This window comes from Streptomyces sp. NPDC057424, from assembly GCF_042803315.1.
GTDB lineage: Bacteria > Actinomycetota > Actinomycetes > Streptomycetales > Streptomycetaceae > Streptomyces.
Window position 1 is genome coordinate 1 of sequence record NZ_JBHVCP010000030.1, and the last position, 18,141, is coordinate 18,141.

17 protein-coding genes and 4 pseudogenes are annotated in these 18,141 nt (G+C 73.1%); 7 read left to right on the top strand and 14 right to left on the bottom strand.

Going from position 1 to position 18,141, the window contains the following annotated elements:
• Positions 1 to 83 precede the first annotated feature (83 nt).
• The 7 genes from ACFU3E_RS22970 to ACFU3E_RS23000 form a co-directional block, all read right to left on the bottom strand.
• Positions 84 to 755 carry a GntR family transcriptional regulator gene (locus ACFU3E_RS22970; protein WP_384161191.1) on the bottom strand — a complete coding sequence of 224 codons (672 nt, stop codon included), beginning with the start codon at positions 753 to 755 and terminating at the stop codon, positions 84 to 86.
• Positions 756 to 794: 39 nt separating this feature from the next.
• On the bottom strand, positions 795 to 1,796 hold the full coding sequence (locus tag ACFU3E_RS22975; protein ID WP_384161194.1) for a proline racemase family protein: 1,002 nt from the start codon (positions 1,794 to 1,796) through the stop codon (positions 795 to 797).
• Between the two features lie 5 nt (positions 1,797 to 1,801).
• Complete coding sequence (locus ACFU3E_RS22980; protein WP_384161196.1) at positions 1,802 to 2,692, bottom strand: dihydrodipicolinate synthase family protein; 891 nt, start codon at positions 2,690 to 2,692, stop codon at positions 1,802 to 1,804.
• The gene (locus ACFU3E_RS22985; RefSeq protein ID WP_384161199.1) at positions 2,689 to 4,053 is read right to left on the bottom strand and encodes an FAD-dependent oxidoreductase; all 1,365 of its coding nucleotides are present in this window, start codon (positions 4,051 to 4,053) and stop codon (positions 2,689 to 2,691) included. Before ACFU3E_RS22985 ends, ACFU3E_RS22980 begins: the two co-directional genes overlap by 4 nt.
• Entirely contained in the window at positions 4,043 to 4,351 is a 309-nt protein-coding gene (locus tag ACFU3E_RS22990; RefSeq protein ID WP_384161201.1) for a (2Fe-2S)-binding protein, read from the bottom strand. The genes ACFU3E_RS22985 and ACFU3E_RS22990 overlap by 11 nt, the downstream gene beginning before the upstream one ends.
• Positions 4,348 to 5,502 carry an NAD(P)/FAD-dependent oxidoreductase gene (locus ACFU3E_RS22995; RefSeq protein WP_384161204.1) on the bottom strand — a complete coding sequence of 385 codons (1,155 nt, stop codon included), beginning with the start codon at positions 5,500 to 5,502 and terminating at the stop codon, positions 4,348 to 4,350. Before ACFU3E_RS22995 ends, ACFU3E_RS22990 begins: the two co-directional genes overlap by 4 nt.
• A gap of 72 nt (positions 5,503 to 5,574) precedes the next feature.
• Entirely contained in the window at positions 5,575 to 6,234 is a 660-nt protein-coding gene (locus ACFU3E_RS23000) for a hypothetical protein (RefSeq protein WP_384161206.1), read from the bottom strand.
• 238 nt (positions 6,235 to 6,472) lie between these two features.
• Here ACFU3E_RS23000 and ACFU3E_RS23005 point away from each other — a divergent pair, with 238 nt between their 5' ends.
• The 3 genes from ACFU3E_RS23005 (at position 6,473) to ACFU3E_RS23015 (ending at position 8,097) form a co-directional block, all read left to right on the top strand.
• Entirely contained in the window at positions 6,473 to 7,132 is a 660-nt protein-coding gene (locus ACFU3E_RS23005) for a helix-turn-helix domain-containing protein (RefSeq protein ID WP_384161209.1), read from the top strand.
• 32 nt (positions 7,133 to 7,164) lie between these two features.
• On the top strand, positions 7,165 to 7,695 hold the full coding sequence (locus ACFU3E_RS23010; RefSeq protein ID WP_384161404.1) for a toxin-antitoxin system, toxin component: 531 nt from the start codon (positions 7,165 to 7,167) through the stop codon (positions 7,693 to 7,695).
• Between the two features lie 177 nt (positions 7,696 to 7,872).
• The gene (locus ACFU3E_RS23015) at positions 7,873 to 8,097 is read left to right on the top strand and encodes a hypothetical protein (protein ID WP_384161212.1); all 225 of its coding nucleotides are present in this window, start codon (positions 7,873 to 7,875) and stop codon (positions 8,095 to 8,097) included.
• 170 nt (positions 8,098 to 8,267) lie between these two features.
• On the opposite strand, the gene ACFU3E_RS23020 is transcribed toward ACFU3E_RS23015, so the two are convergent.
• Positions 8,268 to 8,927: a 4'-phosphopantetheinyl transferase gene (locus ACFU3E_RS23020; protein WP_384161215.1), complete on the bottom strand. Its 660-nt coding sequence runs from the start codon at positions 8,925 to 8,927 to the stop codon at positions 8,268 to 8,270.
• The gene (locus ACFU3E_RS23025; RefSeq protein ID WP_384161218.1) at positions 8,924 to 9,784 is read right to left on the bottom strand and encodes a metallophosphoesterase family protein; all 861 of its coding nucleotides are present in this window, start codon (positions 9,782 to 9,784) and stop codon (positions 8,924 to 8,926) included. Before ACFU3E_RS23025 ends, ACFU3E_RS23020 begins: the two co-directional genes overlap by 4 nt.
• A 253-nt stretch (positions 9,785 to 10,037) precedes the next feature.
• On the opposite strand from ACFU3E_RS23025, the gene ACFU3E_RS23030 reads away from it, so the two are divergent.
• Positions 10,038 to 11,174 (top strand): ATP-grasp domain-containing protein, encoded by a 1,137-nt coding sequence (locus ACFU3E_RS23030; RefSeq protein ID WP_384161221.1) that lies wholly within the window; start codon positions 10,038 to 10,040, stop codon positions 11,172 to 11,174.
• A gap of 117 nt (positions 11,175 to 11,291) precedes the next feature.
• On the opposite strand, the pseudogene ACFU3E_RS23035 reads toward ACFU3E_RS23030, so the two are convergent.
• From ACFU3E_RS23035 to ACFU3E_RS23050, 4 genes and pseudogenes are all read right to left on the bottom strand, one after another.
• Positions 11,292 to 11,658 (bottom strand): annotated as a pseudogene (locus ACFU3E_RS23035) (alpha-L-fucosidase); the annotation flags it as partial.
• Positions 11,659 to 11,701: 43 nt separating this feature from the next.
• On the bottom strand, positions 11,702 to 14,743 hold the full coding sequence (locus ACFU3E_RS23040; RefSeq protein WP_384161224.1) for an alpha-mannosidase: 3,042 nt from the start codon (positions 14,741 to 14,743) through the stop codon (positions 11,702 to 11,704).
• 71 nt (positions 14,744 to 14,814) lie between these two features.
• Positions 14,815 to 16,152, bottom strand: a complete 1,338-nt coding sequence (locus tag ACFU3E_RS23045; RefSeq protein WP_384161227.1) for a 6-phospho-beta-glucosidase — start codon at positions 16,150 to 16,152, stop codon at positions 14,815 to 14,817.
• Positions 16,149 to 16,405 (bottom strand): annotated as a pseudogene (locus ACFU3E_RS23050) (ArsR family transcriptional regulator); the annotation flags it as partial. The gene ACFU3E_RS23045 and the pseudogene ACFU3E_RS23050, both read right to left, overlap by 4 nt.
• On the opposite strand from ACFU3E_RS23050, the pseudogene ACFU3E_RS23055 reads away from it, so the two are divergent.
• From ACFU3E_RS23055 to ACFU3E_RS23065, 3 genes and pseudogenes are all read left to right on the top strand, one after another.
• Positions 16,405 to 16,569 (top strand): annotated as a pseudogene (locus ACFU3E_RS23055) (carbohydrate kinase family protein); the annotation flags it as partial. The pseudogenes ACFU3E_RS23050 and ACFU3E_RS23055 overlap by 1 nt on opposite strands.
• A 9-nt stretch (positions 16,570 to 16,578) precedes the next feature.
• Positions 16,579 to 16,788, top strand: a pseudogene (locus ACFU3E_RS23060) (histidinol-phosphatase); the annotation flags it as partial.
• 77 nt (positions 16,789 to 16,865) lie between these two features.
• Entirely contained in the window at positions 16,866 to 17,693 is an 828-nt protein-coding gene (locus ACFU3E_RS23065; protein ID WP_384161230.1) for a PaaX family transcriptional regulator C-terminal domain-containing protein, read from the top strand.
• Here the strand turns inward: ACFU3E_RS23065 and ACFU3E_RS23070 are convergent.
• Complete coding sequence (locus ACFU3E_RS23070; RefSeq protein ID WP_384161233.1) at positions 17,684 to 18,139, bottom strand: MaoC family dehydratase; 456 nt, start codon at positions 18,137 to 18,139, stop codon at positions 17,684 to 17,686. The genes ACFU3E_RS23065 and ACFU3E_RS23070 overlap by 10 nt on opposite strands.
• Between the last annotated feature and the right edge of the window lie 2 nt (positions 18,140 to 18,141).

The window sequence follows — 18,141 nt, forward strand, 5'->3', positions numbered from 1 at the left end:
GGCCGCCCGATCCACCGTCCCGCCCCCGCCGGCACCGGGACGGCGGATCGGTCTCGTGCGGCCGGAACGGGCGGACATGCCCGTCAGGGCGCGGCCCACAGCCCCCTGACGTGCCCGAGGTGCCGGACCATCACCGCCCGCACGGCCGCCTCGTCCCGGGCGAGCAGCGCGTCCAGGATCTCCAGGTGCTCCTCGGCCGACGCCTCCAGCCGCCCCTGCTCCACCAGCGACGTCAGTCCGTAGAGCCGGGAGCGGCGTCTCAAGTCGCGTACGACGTCCACGAGATGGCCGTTGCCGGCGAGGGCCAGCAGGCCGAGGTGGAAACGCAGGTCGGCCTCGACGTAGGCGATGAGGTCGCCGGCCGCGGCGGAGGTGACGATCTCCTGGGCGACCGGGCGGAGCGGCTCCAGAGCCACCGGGTCGGCCGTGCGGGCCAGTTCTGCCGTGGTGGGGATCTCGATCAGCGCCCTGATGTGGGTGTACTCGTCGAGCTGCCGCTCGGACACGGCGGTGACCCGGAAGCCCTTGTTGGGCACGGTGTCGACCAGGCCCTCCTTCGCGAGGTCGAGCATGGCCTCGCGCACGGGCGTGGCGGAGACACCGAAGCGGGCGGCGAGACCCGGGGCCGAGTAGACCTCGCCGGGCCGCAGTTCACCGGCGATCAGGGCGGCCCGCAACGCGTCCGCGACCCGCTCCCGGTGGCTGGGCTTCCTGCTGCCCAGCACGGGCAGGGCGGGGGTGTGCTGCGGGGCCATGACGGTCGGAGTCCTCTCTTGCGCAGGGGCGGGTTCGGCTCACAGGACGAACCCCGCCGGGAACGGGTCCTCGGGGTCCAGCAGGTACTGGGCGGTGCCGGTGATCCAGGCGCGGCCGGTGAAGCTGGGCAGCACGGCCGGGCGGCCGGCGACCTCGGCCGTGCCGAGCAGTCTGCCCGTGAAGCGCGTGCCGATGAAGGACTCGTTCACGAACTCGGTGTGCAGCGGCAGTTCGCCGCGCGCGTGCAACTGTGCCATCCGGGCACTGGTCCCGGTGCCGCAGGGCGAGCGGTCGAACCAGCCGGGGTGGATGGCCATGGCGTGCCGGGAGTGGCGGGCGGTCGAGCCGGGGGCGGCCAGGTACACGTGGTGGAGGCCGTGGATGGACGGGTCCTCCGGGTGGACGGGCGGGTCCTCGGCGTTGACGGCGGCCATCAGGGACAGGCCGGCGGCGAGGATCTCGTCCTTGCGTTCCCGGTCGAAGGGCAGGCCGAACTGCTCCAGCGGCAGGATGGCGTAGAAGTTGCCGCCGAAGGCGAGGTCGTAGGTCACCGTCCGGCCGTCGGCGAGGGTGGCCTTGCGGTCGAGGCCGAGGGCGAAGGAGGGCACGTTCCGGAGGGTGACCGTCCTGGCGGCCCCGTCCTCGACGGCCACCTCGGCGACGACCGGCCCCGCCGGGGTGTCGAGCCGGATGGTGGTGACCGGTTCGACGACCTCGACCATGCCGGTCTCGACGAGCACGGTCGCCACGCCGATGGTGCCGTGCCCGCACATCGGCAGGTAGCCGGACACCTCGATGTAGACGACGCCCCAGTCACAGTCGGGCCGGGTCGGCGGCTGGAGGATCGCGCCGCTCATGGCGGAGTGCCCGCGCGGCTCGTTCATCAGCAACTGCTTGATGTCGTCGCGGTGTTCGCGGAACCACAGCCGTCGTTCGTTCATGGTGGCGCCGGGGACGGTGCCGATACCGCCGGTGATCACGCGGGTCGGCATGCCCTCGGTGTGGGAGTCGACGGCGTGCAGGACGAGTTTGCTGCGCATGGTCCTTATGCCAATCCGGCCGCGACGGCCTTCTCCGTGGCGGCCCGGACCGCCGCCTCCTGACCGGGCAGCAGCGCGGCGCGCGGCGGGCGGCAGGGCCCGCCGTGACGGCCGACGAGGTCCATGGACAGCTTGATGGCCTGGACGAACTCCACCCGCGAGTCCCAGCGCAGCAGCGGATGCAGCTGCCGGTACAGGGGCAGCGCGGTGTCCAGGTCGCCGCCGACGGCAGCGCGGTACAGCTCGACCGAGGCGCGGGGCAGTGCGTTCGGATAGCCCGCCACCCAGCCCTTGGCGCCCGCGACGGCCAGCTCCAGCAGGACGTCGTCCGCACCGATCAGCAGGTCCAGTTCGGGGGCGAGTTCGGCGATCTGGTAGGCCCGGCGGACATCGCCGGAGAATTCCTTCACTCCGCGGATGTATCCCTCGCCGTGCAGCCGGGCGAGCAACTCGGGCACGAGATCGACCTTGGTGTCGATGGGGTTGTTGTACGCGACGACCGGCAGGCCCGACCGGGCGACCTCGGCGTAGTGGGCGAGGACGGAGCGCTCGTCGGCGCGGTAGGCGTTCGGCGGCAGCAGCATCACCGCGTGGCAGCCGGCCTCGCCGGCCTGCTCGGCCCAGCGCCGGGACTCGGCGGACCCGTACGCGGCGACGCCGGGCATCACGCGCTCCCCGCCGATCGCGGCGACGGCCGTCTCGACGGCCCGGGCCCGCTCCCCGGGCGTGAGCACCTGGTACTCGCCGAGGGAGCCGTTCGGCACGACGCCGTCGCAGCCGTTGTCGACGAGCCAGGCGCAGTGCTCGGCGTACCGGTCGAAGTTCACGGAGAGGTCGTCGTTCAGCGGGAGCGCGGTGGCGACGAGGACGCCGCGCCAGGGGCGGTGTTCGGTCATGACAGTCCCTCCTGGGGGTGTTGCCGGGCGAGGACGCCGAGCGGCACGGGACGGGCGAAGGGGCGCTTGGCGGGGGCGGGGGCGCAGCCGGCGAGACCGGCGATCGCAGGGCCGCACATCCGGCCCTGGCACCAGCCCATCCCGGCCCGGGTGAGCAGCTTCACGGTGCGTTCGTCGCGCGCTCCGAGGTCCCGGGCCTCGCGCACGGCCCCTGCGGTGACCTCTTCGCAGCGGCAGACCACGGTGTCGTCGGTGATCTGCTCGGGCCAGTGCGCGGGCGGCGCGTACGCGGAGTCGAGGGCGGCGGCGGACCGCTTGAGCTTCGTACGGGCCTTGAGGGCGGCGGGCGCCGGGCCGGGTGCGGTGCCGTACAGGTGGGCGGCGGCGGAGCAACCGGCGATGTGCCCCTCGGCGAGGGCGAGGGCGGCACCGCCGATGCCGGTGGCCTCCCCGGCGGCCCACACGCCGGGCACGTCCGTGCGCTGCCCGGTGTCGACGGCCACGGTGAGCCCCTCGAGCCGGCACCCGAGGCTCTCGGCGAGGTCGGTGTGCGGGAGCATCCCGTGCCCGACGGCGAGGGTGTCGCAGGGCAGGTGCCGTTCGGTGCCGGGCCGGACGCGCCCGCCGGCGTCGAGGGCGGCGACGGTGACACCGGTCAGCCGGTCGTCGCCGTGGGCGCGGACGACGGTGTGCCGGGTGCGGACCGGGATGCGGCGGCGCAGCAGCCCGGCGGCGTGTCCGGCGCCCTCCGGGAGCTTGGCGGCCAGGGCCGGGGCGTGGCGGGCGAGGCGTCCGGGACCGGCCGACTCGACGAGCGCGGCGACCTCGACGCCGGCTGCCGCGAGCCCGGTCGCCACGGGCAGCAGCAGCGGCCCGGTGCCGGCCACGACCGCCCGGCGTCCCGGCACCACGAGCCCGCCCTTGAGCATGGCCTGGGCTCCTCCGGCCGTGACGACGCCCGGGAGGGTCCAGCCGGGGAAGGGCAGCACCTGCTCGTAGCCGCCGGTGGCCAGGAGCACGGCGCGGACGTGCACCTCGACGGGCTGCTCCTGCTCCGGTCCGAGCAGGGCGTGCACGGTGAAGCCCTCCGGCGTCCGCTCCACACACCACACATGGTGTTCCGTCAGCACGCGCACGGCACTGGCGGCGAGTCCGTCCCGCAGCCGCTCCCAGGTCCGCCACCGGTGGTGCGGCGCCTCGGGCCGCGCGGCGGCGGGTCCGGCGGCGGGCTGCCGGTAGAACTGCCCACCGGGCTGCGTCGCGGCGTCGACGAGCGTGACCCGTACGCCGCGCGCGGCGGCCGCCAGGGCTGCGGCGAGACCGGCCGGTCCGGCGCCGATCACGGCGAGGTCAGTCCGCATCCCGCACCTCCTCGTGGCCCGTGCCGTCCTGTGTGCCGATCGCGTCCCCCGGCCGTACCGGCACCAGGCAGGCCCGCTGGTTGGGGCGGCCGTTCACGGTCACCAGGCAGTCGAAGCAGACGCCGATCCCGCAGAACACCCCGCGCGGACGGCCCTGGCCCCGCGTGGAACGCCAGGAGGTGACGCCCGCCGTCCACAGCACGGCGGCGACCGTCTGCCCGGGCAGCGCCTGGACCGGCCGCCCGTCGAAGGTGACCGTGAAGGCGGGGCCGGGCCCCGCAGGCTCCGGCGGGTTCACTCGGCCTCCTCGGTGAAGCGGTCGGGCCGGAACGGGGCGAGGTCCAGATCGGGTGCCCGCCCGGTCAGCACCTGGGCGATGAGATGCCCGGTGCCGGTGGCGAGACCGATCCCCGCGCCCTCGTGCCCGCAGGCGTGGAAGAGCCCGGGCGCCCTCGGGTCGGGGCCGATCGCGGGCAGGTGGTCCGGCAGATACGGCCGGAAGCCGGCGTACGTGCGCACGGCCCGGACCCCGGCGAGGAACGGGAAGAGGCCGGTCGCCCCGGCGGCCAGCGCCCGCAGTGCCGGGAGCGACAGCGACCGGTCGAAGCCGACCCGTTCGCGGCTGGCGCCGATGAGGACCGGCCCGGCCGGGGTGCCTTCCACCACCGGTGAGGTCTGCAGCGCCGCCGAGTCGCTCGCGACGTCGGCCACGTAGTCGGCGGCGTACACCTTGTGCCGGATGCGGGGCGGCAGCGGTTCGGTGACCAGGACGAACCCCCGCCGGGGCAGTACCGGCAGGGACACTCCGGCGCGGGCCGCCACCTCACCGCCCCAGGTTCCGGCCGCGTTGACGACCGCGGGGGCGTGCAGGTCGCCGAGGCCGGTACGCACGCCGCGCACCGCACCGCCCGGGCCGCGCAGGACTCCGGTCACCTCCCGGCCGGTGAGCACCCGGGCCTTCGAGGCGCGCAGCAGGTGCGCCGCCGCGAGGGCCGGCATCACCTGGGCGTCCTGCGGGTAGTGCATGCCGCCCGCGAGACCGGGGGCCAGGTACGGCTCCAGGTCGGTGAGCCGGCCGGGCGGCACCGGGACCGCCTCGACCCCGGCCGCGCGCTGCTCGGCGGCGAGTTTCTCCAGCCCGGACAGGGCCCGGTCCGTGCCGGCGACGACGACACCGCCCTTGGCCTCGTACTCCACGGCCCTGCCCAGTCCCTCCGCGGCCAGTCCGGCCCACAGGCGGGCGGAGAGCAGGGCCAGTTCGAGCTCCGGTCCGGGTTCCTTGTCGGAGACGAGGAGGTTCCCCTCCCCCGCTCCGGTCGTACCGCCGGCCACCGGACCGCGGTCCACCACGACGGTGTCCAGGCCCGCGCGGGCCGCGTACAGGGCGGCGGCGGCGCCGACCACTCCGGCTCCGACCACCACGACATCGCAGGTCAGCGACTCGCTCACGGCAGTACCATGTCACACACCACATGCTCGGGGGAAGGGTGCGGACAGGGGCGGGCGAAGGCGCGGGAGCGGTCAGTCGGCCGCGGGGACGACCCTGAGGTGGGAGGCGGAACGGCGCGTGCGGCGCTCCCGGGACGCGGAGCGGCGGGCCTCGCGCAGGACGAACGTGACCCGGGCACAGCCCAGCTCCTCGAGCGTCCTGGACGTCTCGACGACGACCCGGCACTCGGTGGCGCCCCGGCGCGGATCCGGGTGCAACAGCGGCCGTACGGCACCGTCCTGCTCGACGGCGCCCTCGCCGACCGCGCGGATCCAGTGCGGCAGGCCGTGCCGGTAGGCGGCCTCCATGATCGGGTCCTGGGCGATGTCGCGGCGGATGGCCTGCAGGCCGTGGTCCGGGCCGTGACTCTCCACGGTCCGCGCGAAGTGCGCGAGCATGGGCAGGCACCAGCTCGCCTCGTGCTCGCCGAGGACCGTGGGGGCATCGGGGTGGAACAGCACGAACCTGAGGAAGTTGTCGCCCGGCATGGCCGTCGGATGCGGGCCGACCTCGCGGAAAAGTGACCGGAAGGCGCCGTTGGTCAGCACCACGTCCCAGCAGTGGTCGACGACGAGGGAGGGGAAGGAGACACCCTCCAGAAGCCCGGCGTAGTCCTCCAGGTAGGCCTGGGCCTCGGGAGTCTCGGGGACGGGCCGCGGTGCCGGCCGCTGCCCTCCTGCCTGATATGCCATCGGGAGGTCACCCCTCTTGCCTGTGCGGCCTTGACGCGGCGCCCCGATCCTGCTGCCCCGAGCTGAGGCGTGTCAACTATCGTGGCATTCCATGCCTGTTGACGGCTGAAATTGGCCACAGTTGTGGCGAGACCTGGATGTGAGTTCGAAGCACCGGCTACGCTCCGGGAAGTTCACGCCGGGGTAGGTCACGGCATCCACTTGTGAGCAACCTGTGAGATACGTAGGAGATCTGTCGGTGACGGGTGGCTTCGTCGAGGGTCCGGGCGCCACGCCGACGGCCGTGCTACCGGCCGTCGTCTCCCGTGTCGGCGCGCTCGCCGACCGGCTCGGTGTGCCGCACGCCGAGGTCTTCGACATCGGCCGGCTGTCCGTCGCCTCCGGTGTCCCGGACCCCGTGGTCAAGGCCCTGCTCAGTGGCCGGCCTGCGGGTGAGCCCGATGTGCAGGCCCGGTTCCTGCAGCGCCTGGACCTGTTGCGCCGGACCCGTCTCAAGCCCAACGGCCGCAAGTACACCCAGCAGGAGATCGCCGACGGCGCGGGCATGTCCCGCCAGCAGGCCGGCGCCCTCATCAACGGCGACCGGCGGCCGACCATGGAGCACTGCGACGCCCTGCAGCGGTTCTTCCGGGTGCACGCCGGCTTCCTGACGGCCGAGGACCCCGAGGCGCTCGTGAGCGCCCTCCAGCACATCGAGCAGGAGCTGCTGCAGAAGCTCGCCGACCGTGAGCGGGAGGCCGCCGCGGCGGCGGACGACCCGCTGGAGCGGCTGTTGCAGGACCACGGCGTGCGCGGCATCGCCTGGAGAGCCGCGCAACTGCCCACCGACCAGCACCGCGACAAGGTCGCGGAGTGGCTGGACATGCTCCTGGAGAGCGTCAAGCGGCCCGAGTCGTGACCGTGGGGAGAACTGTGGGCATCGGTAAGGAAATGCGCCGCCTGTGCGGCGAGCTGGTAGCGGAGCTGACCCTCCCCGCGCCGGCTCGGCCCGACGAGTTGTACGCCGCCCTGTGCGACGGCATGAGCAGACGCCGCGGCCGGCCCGTCCGCTTCCGTACGGCCGCGTTCCCGCCCGGGACAGCCAGCGGGCTCTGGCTCGACATGGCCGAGCAGGACCTCGTCGTGATCGAGGAACGCACCGCTCCCGATCACCAGCTGGTGATCCTGGGCCACGAACTGTGGCACATGAAGGCCGGGCACTGCTCCCACCACGTGGAGGGCGCGGCCGTCGCCGCGCGGCTGCTGGACGAGGGCGCCGATCTCCAGGCGACCGTGCTGAAAGTCGCCGCGCGCACCCGTTTCGACCTCGACGACGAGAGGGAGGCCGAGAGCTTCGGTCTGCTGCTCGCCAGCAAGTGCCGGGCCTGGCTGGCCGGTTCGTCGTCCCGGGGGCCGGTGCAGCGGGACCATCTGGCGGGACGGATCGAGGCGTCGCTGGGGTATCGGGGACCGCAGGGCTGACGTGCCGTCCACCGCGGCAACGTGGTGCGGTCCGCCTCCGCCGAGCGGGCGAACCGGTGGGCGGCGGGGCCGGATTGTCAGTGGTGGACGGCAAGCTGGAGGTGCGCCACCGCTGTGCGGGGCGTGCGCGCCGCGAGGGCGCGGGACCGACGACGCCGACACGGGGAGAGCCGACCGATGCCCACCGCCGTTCTGACCGATCGTGAACGCTCCGCCGTCCAGGCCTATCTGCGGCTGCTGCACACCGTCCGGGCCGCCTTCGACCTGGAGGGCGGCCCGCCGCTCGTCCCGCCCGCGGTGCTCGCCGAGGCGGAGCAGGCGTTGGACCGTGCCGGACTGACCGGCAACGAGGAGGCGTTCTTCCGCCTCCTGGAGAACTGGTGCCCGGAGCCGGGTTCCTGACCCGGAGCACCGGAAGCGGGCCCCGGGCCCCGGCGGGTGGCCCGGGCCGGCCGTGCGCCGGAGGACGGCTGCGGAGATCCGGCGGGCGCCCCGGGGCGTCCCGCCCGGGCTTTCGGGGTCTGTGGGGCGGTCCTGCCGCGGATGCCGATGCCGGGCCCCGTGGAGCGGGGTCAGGCGTGGGGTACCGCGACCGCCGTCGTGACCAGGCCCCGACCCGCCGTCCAGCGGCCGTCGAAGTGGCCGACGCGGCGGCCGCCCACCCATGGGCCGGGGACGAGCAACGTCGCGCGGAAGGAGCCGTCGGCGGTGAGTTCGATGTCGGCCTCCATGAAGTCCAGCCACTTCCCGGTGAGGGGGAACCACGCCTTGTAGACGGACTCCTTCGCGCTGAACAGCAGCCGGTCCCAGTGGATCTCGGGGCGTTCGGCCGCGAGTCTCCGCAGCCGGTCCGCCTCGGCCGGCAGGGACACGGACGGCAGGACGCCTTCGGGCAGCGGGCCGTGGACCTCGGCGTCGATGCCGACGGAGGCCAGGTCGGTGGCACGGACCAGGGCGGCGGCACAGTAGCCGTCGCAGTGGGTCATGCTGCCGGCCAGACCGGCCGGCCAGCCGGGGGCGCCGCGTTCCCCGGGCAGGATCGGCTGTGGCGGCACGCCGAGCTTCTCCATGGCGCGGCGGGCGCAGGAGCGCACTACGGCGAACTCCCTGCGCCGCTTGGCGACCGCCCGTGTCAGGAGCGCCGCCTCCTCGGGGTACAGCGGAGTGTCCGCGTCCTCGTGGCCGTACGCCTCCACGGCGACCACTGCCTCCGGCAGCAGTTCCCCGATCACCGCTCCTCGCCCTCCCCCGGCAGGACGCGCCGCAGCCGCCCCGGCGGCTGGGACCGCTTGCTCCACTCGCGCGGGTAGCCCACCGACACCTCCTCGAAGCGCACGCCCTCGTGCCAGGTGGTGCGGGGGATGTGCAGATGGCCGTAGACCATGGTGTGCACACGGAACCTGCGGTGCCAGTCGGCGGTCAGGTCCGTGCCGCACCACATGGCGAACTCGGGGTGCCACAGGACGTCCGTCGGATGCCGGTGCAGCGGGTAGTGGTTGACCGGGATCACCGGCAGGTCGCTGGGCAGTTCGGCGAGTCTGCGTTCGGTCTCGGCGACCCGGGCCCGGCACCAGGCCTCCCGGCTCGGATACGGGTCGGGGTGCAGCAGGTACTCGTCGCTGCACACGATCCCGGTGCCCTGCGCGTACTCCAGGCCCTGCTCCTTGGTGGTGCAGCCGGCCGGCAGGAACGAGTAGTCGTACAGCAGGAACAGCGGGGCGATCGCCACCGGGCCGCCGGGGCCGTCCCAGACGGGGTAGGGGTCCTCGGGTGTCGTCACCCCGAGTTCCCGGCACAGCTCGACCAGGTAGTCGTACCGGGCGACACCGCGCAGGGTGACGGCGTCGCTCGGATGGGTCCACAGCTCGTGGTTGCCGGGCACCCAGACGACCTTGCGGAAGCGGCCCGCGAACGTCTTCAGGGTCCAGCGGATGTCCGCCACGGTCTCGGCGACGTCCCCGGCCACGAGCAGCCAGTCGCCGTCCGTCCCGGGCCGCATGCCCTCGACCAGGGCGCGGTTCTCCGGGTACCCGATGTGCAGATCGCTGATGGCCAGCAGTTGTGCGGCGCCACCGGCCGTCGACGTCACCTCTCGCCCCCTCCGCGCACCCGACGTCACCAAGAGATCACATCCGTGCGACCGGGACAAGGGCGGCCCCGGGGCCGCCACCGGAGAAATCCTTCACCTGCGCCTTGCACGACGAGGGCCGCCGAAGCCGTATGATCTGGCCCAACACCACCGCTAAGAACTCCCCTTCGCAGGGGCGGTTTGGTGACCCTCCATTTTCCTGCCCGGGCACGGGCTGCTCAGCCCTGCCCGCGAACCGTGAAAGGCGGCCTGCATGGTCTCTCGCGTACGCGTCTGGCTCAACCGCACGTACGCGGAGAACGTGTTCTTCATGGATCAGCTGCGGAGAAATCCCAGCGACCGGGCCGTCGAGATCCACGCCACTCACGGCGACCCCGACTCGCCGGTGCTGGCCGCCGCCGACACCGCCGAGCTGGAGCCCGAGAACCTGTCCCCCGCCGGGTACGCCGAGTACGCACTGGACCAGTGCGCGCGGCGCGGCATCGACGTGTTCGTGCCCCGGCTGCACCAGTCGGCGGTCGTGGCGCACCGCGCCGAGTTCGAGGCCGTCGGCACGGCGGTGCTGGCGCCGCCGCCCGAGGCCGTGGCCGTGTTCCACGACAAGGTGATCGCCTATGAGGCGGTCCAGGCGATCGGCGTGCCGGTGCCGCCGTGGTGGCGGGTCCGCTCGGAGAAGGAACTCGTCGCCGCCGTGGAGGAGTTGGAGGACGGCGGGCACAAGGCGTGCTTCAAGCCGGCGTCCGGGGCCGGCGGGGTGGGCTTCCGCGTGATCACGCGGACGCCCTTCTCGCTGATGCATCTGAGCGGGTTCCCGAGCCCGTACGTGCCGCTCGACCTGGTGCTGGAGGCGCTGCGGCAGGCCGAGGAGCCGGTCGACTGGCTGGTGATGCCGCGCCTGGAGCAACCCGAGGTGTCGGTGGACTGCCTGACCGGCCCGGACAACCGGGTCCGGCTGGCGGTGGGCCGCACCAAGAACGGCCGTCGCCGGGGCTTCACCCTGCACGAGCAGTGGCTTGACCCCGCCCGGCGGATCGCCGAGGGCTTCGGCCTGCACTACCTGTCCAACATCCAGTTCCGGATGTTCGGCGACCGGCCGGTCCTCATGGACGTCAACACCCGCCCGGCCGGCGGACTGCACCAGCTGTCCCTGTGCGGCGTCAACGCCCCCTGGGCCGCCGTGCAGCTGGCCCTCGGCGAGGACCCGGGCGAGATGGCCCCGCCGTTCCTGGGCCAGGACTACACGGTGGTGTCGGGGCCGCGTCCGCTGCGGCCGGTGTCGCTGCCGCAACAGCGCCCGGAGGCGACGGATCCGCTGCCGGCGGTACCCGCGGCCCCGTCGGCCGAACCGGTCGGCCCGGTCGGGGCGGCGGCACAGGCGCTGCCTCTCTGAGGGTGTCCGCGACGTCGCTTCGTCCGCCCGCAGGGCGCGAGGTGGGTGAACGCGGCCTGTCGGGACACTGGGACCTGGCCGCGAGCGCCTCGCGCCACACGGGGCTGTCGACGTAGTGGGGCGGCCGCGCTTGCGGGTGGAGACGTAGTCGGGGTGGTTCCGGTCGGAGTGCGAGCAGGAGAAGGCCCGCCTTGAGGCCCTGCTCACGCAGGGCCTCGGCGTAGCCGGCGATCAGGTCACGGCCCACCTTCAGGTCGCCGTGGGCGGTGCCCCACAGGGCGACCCCGTCGTGGTGGCGGCTGGTCAGGACGGCGTACCTGACGCCGGCCCGCGCGAAGAGCCTCGCCCAGTCGCGCGGGTCGTAGCGGGCGGCCGTGAACCGGTCGAGCTGGGACATGTACCGCTCGTGCGGGACGATGTCGCCGTCGCACGACCAGGACTCCTGGACGCCGTCGACCGCGTAGACGCCCCCGTGGACGAAGATGCCGAGCCTGGCGCCCTCGCGCCACGGCTGCGTGGCCGTGAGGTCAGCCCCTCCGCAGGCGCAGGGTGAGGATCTGGAAGGGCCGCAGTGTGACGGACACACCGCCGTCGGCCATGTCGGCATCCTCCAGCGGTCGCTCCAGCAGGTCGGTGATCTGGGCGCCCGCGAGGGGGAACCCGGTGCGCAGGGTGCCGGTGGCACGGCCGCCGCGGGACTCGTAGAGCCGTACGACGACATCGCCGGAGGCGTCGTCGGCGAGCTTGACCGCCTCCACGGTGACGCCCTCGCCCTCGGCGGAGACGACCGGTTCGGGGGCGCCGGCCGCGTCCGCCACCCGGAGCGGCAGGTTGAGGGAGTAGCCCTCGGCGACGGCGTCCTCGATGGTCGCGCCCGGCAGCAGGGCGTAGGTGAAGCGGTGGCGGCCCTGGTCGGCCTCGGGGTCGGGGATGCGCGGGGCGCGGACCAGGGAGAGACGGACGGTGGTCGTGGTGCCACCGTCATCGCGGACCGTGCGGGAGACGTCGTGGCCGTAGGTGGAGTCGTTGATGACGGCGACGCCGTAGCCGGGCTCGCCGAGGTGCACCCAGCGGTGGCCGGAGACCTCGAAGCGGGCCGCCTCCCAGGTGGTGTTGGTGTGGGTGGGGCGCTGGATGTGGCCGAACTGGATCTCGGCGGAGGAGTGCGAGGCGCGGATGTCGACCGGGAAGGCGGCCTTGAGGATCTTCTCGGTCTCGTGCCAGTCGATGTCCGTCTCGATGTCGATCCGGGGGCTGCCTGCGCGGACGGTGATCGTCTGGGTGATCGTGGAGCCCTTGCCGAAGGACCGCTCGACGCGGATGGCACCGATGAGCGGGTCCTGCTCGACGACCGTGACGGACGAGACGTCCAGGAGGTCCGTGTAGCGGTTCTTGTAGTGCTTGTCGATGTCCCAGGCGTCCCAGTAGTTGGGCAGGTCCGTGTGCAGACGGAGCAGGTTGCCCGGCTCGGCGAGGACCTCACGGCCGGCGCGCAGGTCGCGGACGGAGGACAGGGTGCCGTCCTCGGCGACCTCGACGCGGACCAGACCGTTGTCGAGGATCCGGCCGTCCACCGTCACCGGCTGCGAGGGCGCGGAGTCGGCGAGGGGCGCGGAGCCGCTCGCGGGTACCTCCACGTACACCGGTGCGTCGTCGGCGGTGCGCACCACTTCGGCGCGGCCGTAGGGGCTGGTGTTGAAGACGCGGGTGCCGCCGGTGCCCAGAGCGGCCACCGCCTCGGCGGTCAGCGCGTGCAGTTCCTGCGCGACACGGGCGTACTCGGCCTCGGCCTCGCGGTGCACCCAGGCGATGGAGGAGCCGGGCAGGATGTCGTGGAACTGGTGCAGGAGCACCGTCTTCCAGAGCCGGTCCAGCTTCTCGTGCGGGTAGGTGTAACCAGGAGCGTGCAGGGCGGCCGTCGTCGCCCACAGCTCGGCCTCGCGCAGGAGGTGCTCGGAGCGGCGGTTGCCCTGCTTGGTGCGGGCCTGGGAGGTGTAGGTGGCGCGGTGCAGCTCCAGGTAGAGCTCGCCGACCCACACGGGCGCGTCCGGGTACTCCTCGCGGGCCTTGGCGAAGAAGGCGTCGGGGTGTTCGACGACGACCTTCGCGGAGCCCTCCAGGTCGGCCAGCCGGCGGGCCCGTTCCATGATCTCGCGGGTGGGGCCGCCGCCGCCGTCGCCCCAGCCGAAGGGGGCCAGGGAGCGGGAGGCGCCGCCCTTCTCCCGGTAGTTGCGGACCGCGCGGGACATCTCCACGCCGCTGAAGCGGGCGTTGTAGGTGTCGACCGGCGGGAAGTGGGTGAAGATGCGGGTGCCGTCGATGCCCTCCCACCAGAAGGTGTGGTGGGGGAACCGGTTGGTCTGGTTCCAGGAGATCTTCTGGGTGAGGAACCACTCGTTCCCGGCGAGCTTGGCGAGCTGCGGGTAGGCCGCGTTGTAGCCGAAGGAGTCCGGCAGCCACACGCCCTTGGTCTCGATGCCGAAGTGCTCGATGAAGAACCGCTTGCCGTGGATGAACTGGCGGGCGACGGCCTCGCCGCCGGGCAGGTTGCCGTCGGCCTCGACCCACATGCCGCCGACCGGGGCCCACTGGCCGTTCTTGACCGATTCCTGGATGCGGGCCCAGACCTTGGGGTAGTGGTCGCGCACCCACTCGTACTGCTGGGCCTGGGAGCAGGCGAAGATGAAGTCGTCGTACTCGTCGGCCAGGGACGTGACGTTCGAGAAGGTACGGGACGTCTTGCGCTTGGTCTCGCGGATCGGCCAGAGCCAGGCGGAGTCGATGTGGGCGTGGCCGACGCCGGAGATCGTGTGCGCGCTGGCGTGCGCGGGCTTGGACAGCACCGGCTTCAGTGCTTCACGGACCGCGGCGGCCGAGCCGGAGACGTCGTCCAGGTCGAGCAGGTCCATCGCCCGGTCCAGGGCGTGCGCGATCTCGTGGCGGCGCGGGTCGTGCTCGCCGAGCTCCAGCATCAGCTCGCGCAGCACCTGCACGTCGAGGTCGAGGTGGAAGACCTCCTCGTCGAGGATGGCGAGGTCGGCGCCGCGGAAGGTGTAGAGCGGCTTGTCGCCCGCGGTCAGCTTGTCGCCGAGGGGTGTGGTCCTCGAGAAGTTGTCCGCGAGGATGTCCGGGTTGGAGGCGGCCTCGACCAGGTAGTCGACCGTCTCGCCGCCCTGCGCGGGGTTGGCGATCGCCACGTACTGGTTGAGCGGGTTGACGGCCTTCAGCGGGGTGCCGTCCGTGCGGTGGACGAGGGCCTCGGCCTGGTTGCCGGGCCAGCCGCCGACGAAGCCGAGGTCGATGACGGCCTCGACGCGGCGGCCCGCCCATTCCTCGGGCACCTGTCCGCGCATGCGGAACCAGGTGGTGCCCCAGGGCGGCCCCCACGGGGTGCCCATCGTGAACGGCTCGTAGGAAGCGGCGGCGGCCTCCTCGAACGGGACCGGCTCCCCCGGGGCCTGCCAGGCCTCCACCTCGAAGGGGACTCTGGCCGCGTAGACAGCGGACTTGATGCGCTGGTCGTGGAGGCGCTGCACACGCTCCTCGATGCGGCGGCTTTCGTCGTGCATGGGATGTCTCCAGGAAGCGGGAAGAGCCGGCGGGCGGGAAGCGGTGGGGGAAAGCGCTTACCGAACGGCGTTCACCTAAGGTACGCCAACCCGGGGTGCACCTCGGTGTACCCCTCGACCAGCCTGCGGGCCACGGCGACCGAGTCGACGAGCGGGTGCAGCGCGAAGGCCTTCACGGCCGTCGCGCGGGAGCCGGAGCCGGCGGCGTCCAGCACCTCGCGCTCGACCGCCTTGACCGCGCAGACCAGGCCGGTGGCGTGGTCGGGCAGCGGGTCGACGGCGACGGGGTGGGCGCCGTTGGCGTCGACGAGGCACGGCACCTCGATGACGGCCTCCGCGTCCAGGACCGCCAGCGTGCGCCGGTTGCGTACGTTGAGGATCAGAGTGGTGCGCTCGTCCCGGGCGATGGCCCGCATCAGGGCGAGGGCCACCTTCTCGTACCCGCCGGACAGGTCGTCCTCGTCGCGTTCGCCGGCGCCCGCGGTCTCGCGGTTCTCGGCCATGTACGTGGCCTCGCGCTCGGCGCGGGTGTCGTCCCACACCTTCAGGGCCGGGGCGTCCGGGTTGCCCATCTCGGCGTAGAAGCGGGCCTGCTGGTCGCGCAGGAACGCACCGCGGGTCTTCTCGGCCTGCTGGTAGGCCCGTACGGCTTCCCGGTTGAAGTAGTAGTAGTGCAGGTACTCGTTGGGGATCGCGCCCAGGGACCGCAGCCAGTCGGCACCGAAGAGCTTGCCCTCCTCGAACGAGCCGAGCAGGTGGGGGTCGGCGAGCAGGCGCGGCAGTTCGTCCCGGCCGGCGACGCGCAGGCCGCGCACCCAGCCGAGGTGGTTGAGGCCGACGTAGTCGATCCAGGCCTCCTTCGGGTTCGCGCCGAGCACCCGGGCGATACGGCGGCCGAGACCGACCGGGGAGTCGCAGATGCCGATGACGCGGTCGCCGAGGTGGCGGGACATGGCCTCGGTGACCAGCCCGGCCGGGTTGGTGAAGTTGATGACCCAGGCGTCGGGGGCGAGCCGGGCCACCCGCTGCGCGATGTCGACGGCGACCGGGACGGTGCGCAGGCCGTAGGCGATGCCGCCCGCGCCCACCGTCTCCTGGCCCAGCACGCCCTCGGCGAGGGCCACCCGCTCGTCGTTCGCGCGTCCCTCCAGGCCGCCGACGCGGATCGCGGAGAACACGAAGTCGGCGCCGCGCAGGGCCTCGTCGAGGCCGGTCGTGGCGCTCACCCGGGGCGCGTCGGGGACGCCCGCCGCCTGCTCGGCGAGGACACGTGTCACGGCCGAGAGCCGTCCGGGGTCCGGATCGTGCAGGACGACGTGCGTCACCCGGCCCTCGGCGTGGTCCTGGAGGAGCGCTCCGTACACCAGCGGGACGCGGAATCCTCCGCCGCCCAGAATCGTCAGCTTCACTCTTGCACCTTTCCCGCCACGACGACCTCGACGCATCCTCCTGGAAGGAGGCCCGCGTCGCCGCGTCGACCGGCCCGTTCGTCACCACCGCGTCCAGGTCCTCGGGACCGCGGACCTTCGCCGTCCCGCGCCCCGGGAACTTCGCGGCGTCGGCGAGCGGCACCGCCTTCTCGCCGGTTTTGATCATGGCGCGCTTGACGGGCACCTGCACGACCGTCGTGTCCATGACCTGCCCGCCGGTCCGCACGCCGCTCCGTCGCCTACGGCCACGACCGGGCCCTGCTCGCCCACGGCCAGGAGCCGCCGTACTCGCAGGACGTGCTGACGGGCGACCCGCCCGACGCGCGGACCGCCCTGGTACACCTCGAGGCCCGGCCACGCGAGTGGCTCGCCAGGACCGCCGCGAACGGCACCCAGTCGTCCCGGTCGCAGGACGTCTCCGGCGGCAGGGGCACCTGCACCCTGCGCATCCCGATGACCACGGGCGAGGAGTCCTTCTGCCTCCGGCCGCGCGGCGGCGACGGCAACCGGCACGGCCCCGGCCGGCTCGGCGCCTCGGTCGACCCGCACGCGCCGGTCCCGCACCCGCCCGGGGACGGTGACCCGTGGGCGGACACACGGCTCCACTCGAACCCGTGTTCGTCGACGCCGTGGGTTCCCGACCCCGGGTACCAGCAGGTCACGGACTGATCCGCGGAGGTACGGTGGGCCGCGTGACCGGTGAAGAGTCGCTGCGGCCCCAGTCCCTCATGCTGACGTTCCTGGGCGACCAGGTGCTCGGCCGTGACGTGTGCGTGTACTCGGGCAGCGTCATCGACGTGTTCGCCCGCGCCGGGATCGGCGAGCAGGCCACCCGCTCCACGCTGAGCCGCATGGTGGGCCGTGACCTGCTGCGCCGCCAGCGCGAGGGCCGCCGTATGTACTTCGGGCTGACCGAACGCTCGGAGGCGGTGCTGCGCGACGGCGAGCGGCGGATCTGGCAGACGGGCGCCGTCAACCGGCGGTGGGACGGCACCTGGACGCTGCTCGGTTTCTCCCTGCCGGAGTCCTGGCAGCGTCGGCGCCACGACCTGCGCTCCCAGCTGACCTGGAGCGGCTTCGGCCCGCTCTTCAACGGCCTGTGGATCGCACCCGGCGAGGTCGACGTGTCGGCCCTGGTGGCCGAGCTGGGCCTGGCCGCCCACGTGAAGGTGTTCCGGGCACACGCGGACACCGGCATGGACATCGGCCAGATGATCGAGGAGACCTGGGAACTGCCGGACCTGGCCGGGCGCTACGAGGGGTTCGTACGGCGCTGGCAGGCCTGGGAAAGCGACCTGCCGGACGCCGGCGACGCCCTCGCGCTACGCCTGCGCCTCCAGACGGAGTGGCTGGGGATCGTCCGGCGCGACCCGCGGCTGCCCGTCGGGCACCTGCCGCACGACTGGCCGGCCGAACGGGCCGAGAAGACGTTCCGGACCGTGCACGAACGGCTGTCACCGCTCGCCCGCGACGCCTCGGAACGCCTTCTGGACCTGGTGCCCGCGCGGCCTCAGGCGTAGAACCGCGAGAGGCTCTGCAGCACCGCGGCCGGCTTGCTGCCGCCCTCGATCTCGATGGCGCCCTCGACGGTGATCTGCACACCGCCCGGCACCTCCTCGACCTCGGCGAGCTTCGCCACCAGCCGGATGCGGGAGCCGACCTTCACGGGGGAGGGGAAACGCACCTTGTTGAGGCCGTAGTTGACCTTCGTCGTCACGCCCTGGACGTCCAGCAGCTCGGTGAACAGCGGTATGAAGAGGGAGAGCGTGAGGTAACCGTGCGCGATGGGCGCGCCGAAGGGGCCCGCCTTGGCGCGCTCGGGGTCCACGTGGATCCACTGGTGGTCACCCGTGGCGTCGGCGAAGGTGTTGATGCGCTCCTGCGTCACCTCGATCCACTCGCTGGTGCCGAGGTCGCTGCCGGCGAGCTTCTTGAGTTCGTCGAGGCCGTTGACGGTGATGCTCATGC

Excerpts from the sequence above, each read along its gene's own strand:
- ACFU3E_RS22970 (WP_384161191.1), bottom strand. The coding sequence starts at position 755 with ATGGCCCCGCAGCACACCCCCGCCCTGCCCGTGCTGGGCAGCAGGAAG.
- ACFU3E_RS22975 (WP_384161194.1), bottom strand. The coding sequence starts at position 1,796 with ATGCGCAGCAAACTCGTCCTGCACGCCGTCGACTCCCACACCGAGGGC.
- ACFU3E_RS22980 (WP_384161196.1), bottom strand. The coding sequence starts at position 2,692 with ATGACCGAACACCGCCCCTGGCGCGGCGTCCTCGTCGCCACCGCGCTC.
- ACFU3E_RS22985 (WP_384161199.1), bottom strand. The coding sequence starts at position 4,053 with ATGCGGACTGACCTCGCCGTGATCGGCGCCGGACCGGCCGGTCTCGCC.
- ACFU3E_RS23000 (WP_384161206.1), bottom strand. The coding sequence starts at position 6,234 with ATGGCATATCAGGCAGGAGGGCAGCGGCCGGCACCGCGGCCCGTCCCC.
- ACFU3E_RS23010 (WP_384161404.1), top strand. The coding sequence starts at position 7,165 with ATGCGCCGCCTGTGCGGCGAGCTGGTAGCGGAGCTGACCCTCCCCGCG.
- ACFU3E_RS23015 (WP_384161212.1), top strand. The coding sequence starts at position 7,873 with ATGCCCACCGCCGTTCTGACCGATCGTGAACGCTCCGCCGTCCAGGCC.
- ACFU3E_RS23030 (WP_384161221.1), top strand. The coding sequence starts at position 10,038 with ATGGTCTCTCGCGTACGCGTCTGGCTCAACCGCACGTACGCGGAGAAC.
- ACFU3E_RS23040 (WP_384161224.1), bottom strand. The coding sequence starts at position 14,743 with ATGCACGACGAAAGCCGCCGCATCGAGGAGCGTGTGCAGCGCCTCCAC.
- ACFU3E_RS23070 (WP_384161233.1), bottom strand. The coding sequence starts at position 18,139 with ATGAGCATCACCGTCAACGGCCTCGACGAACTCAAGAAGCTCGCCGGC.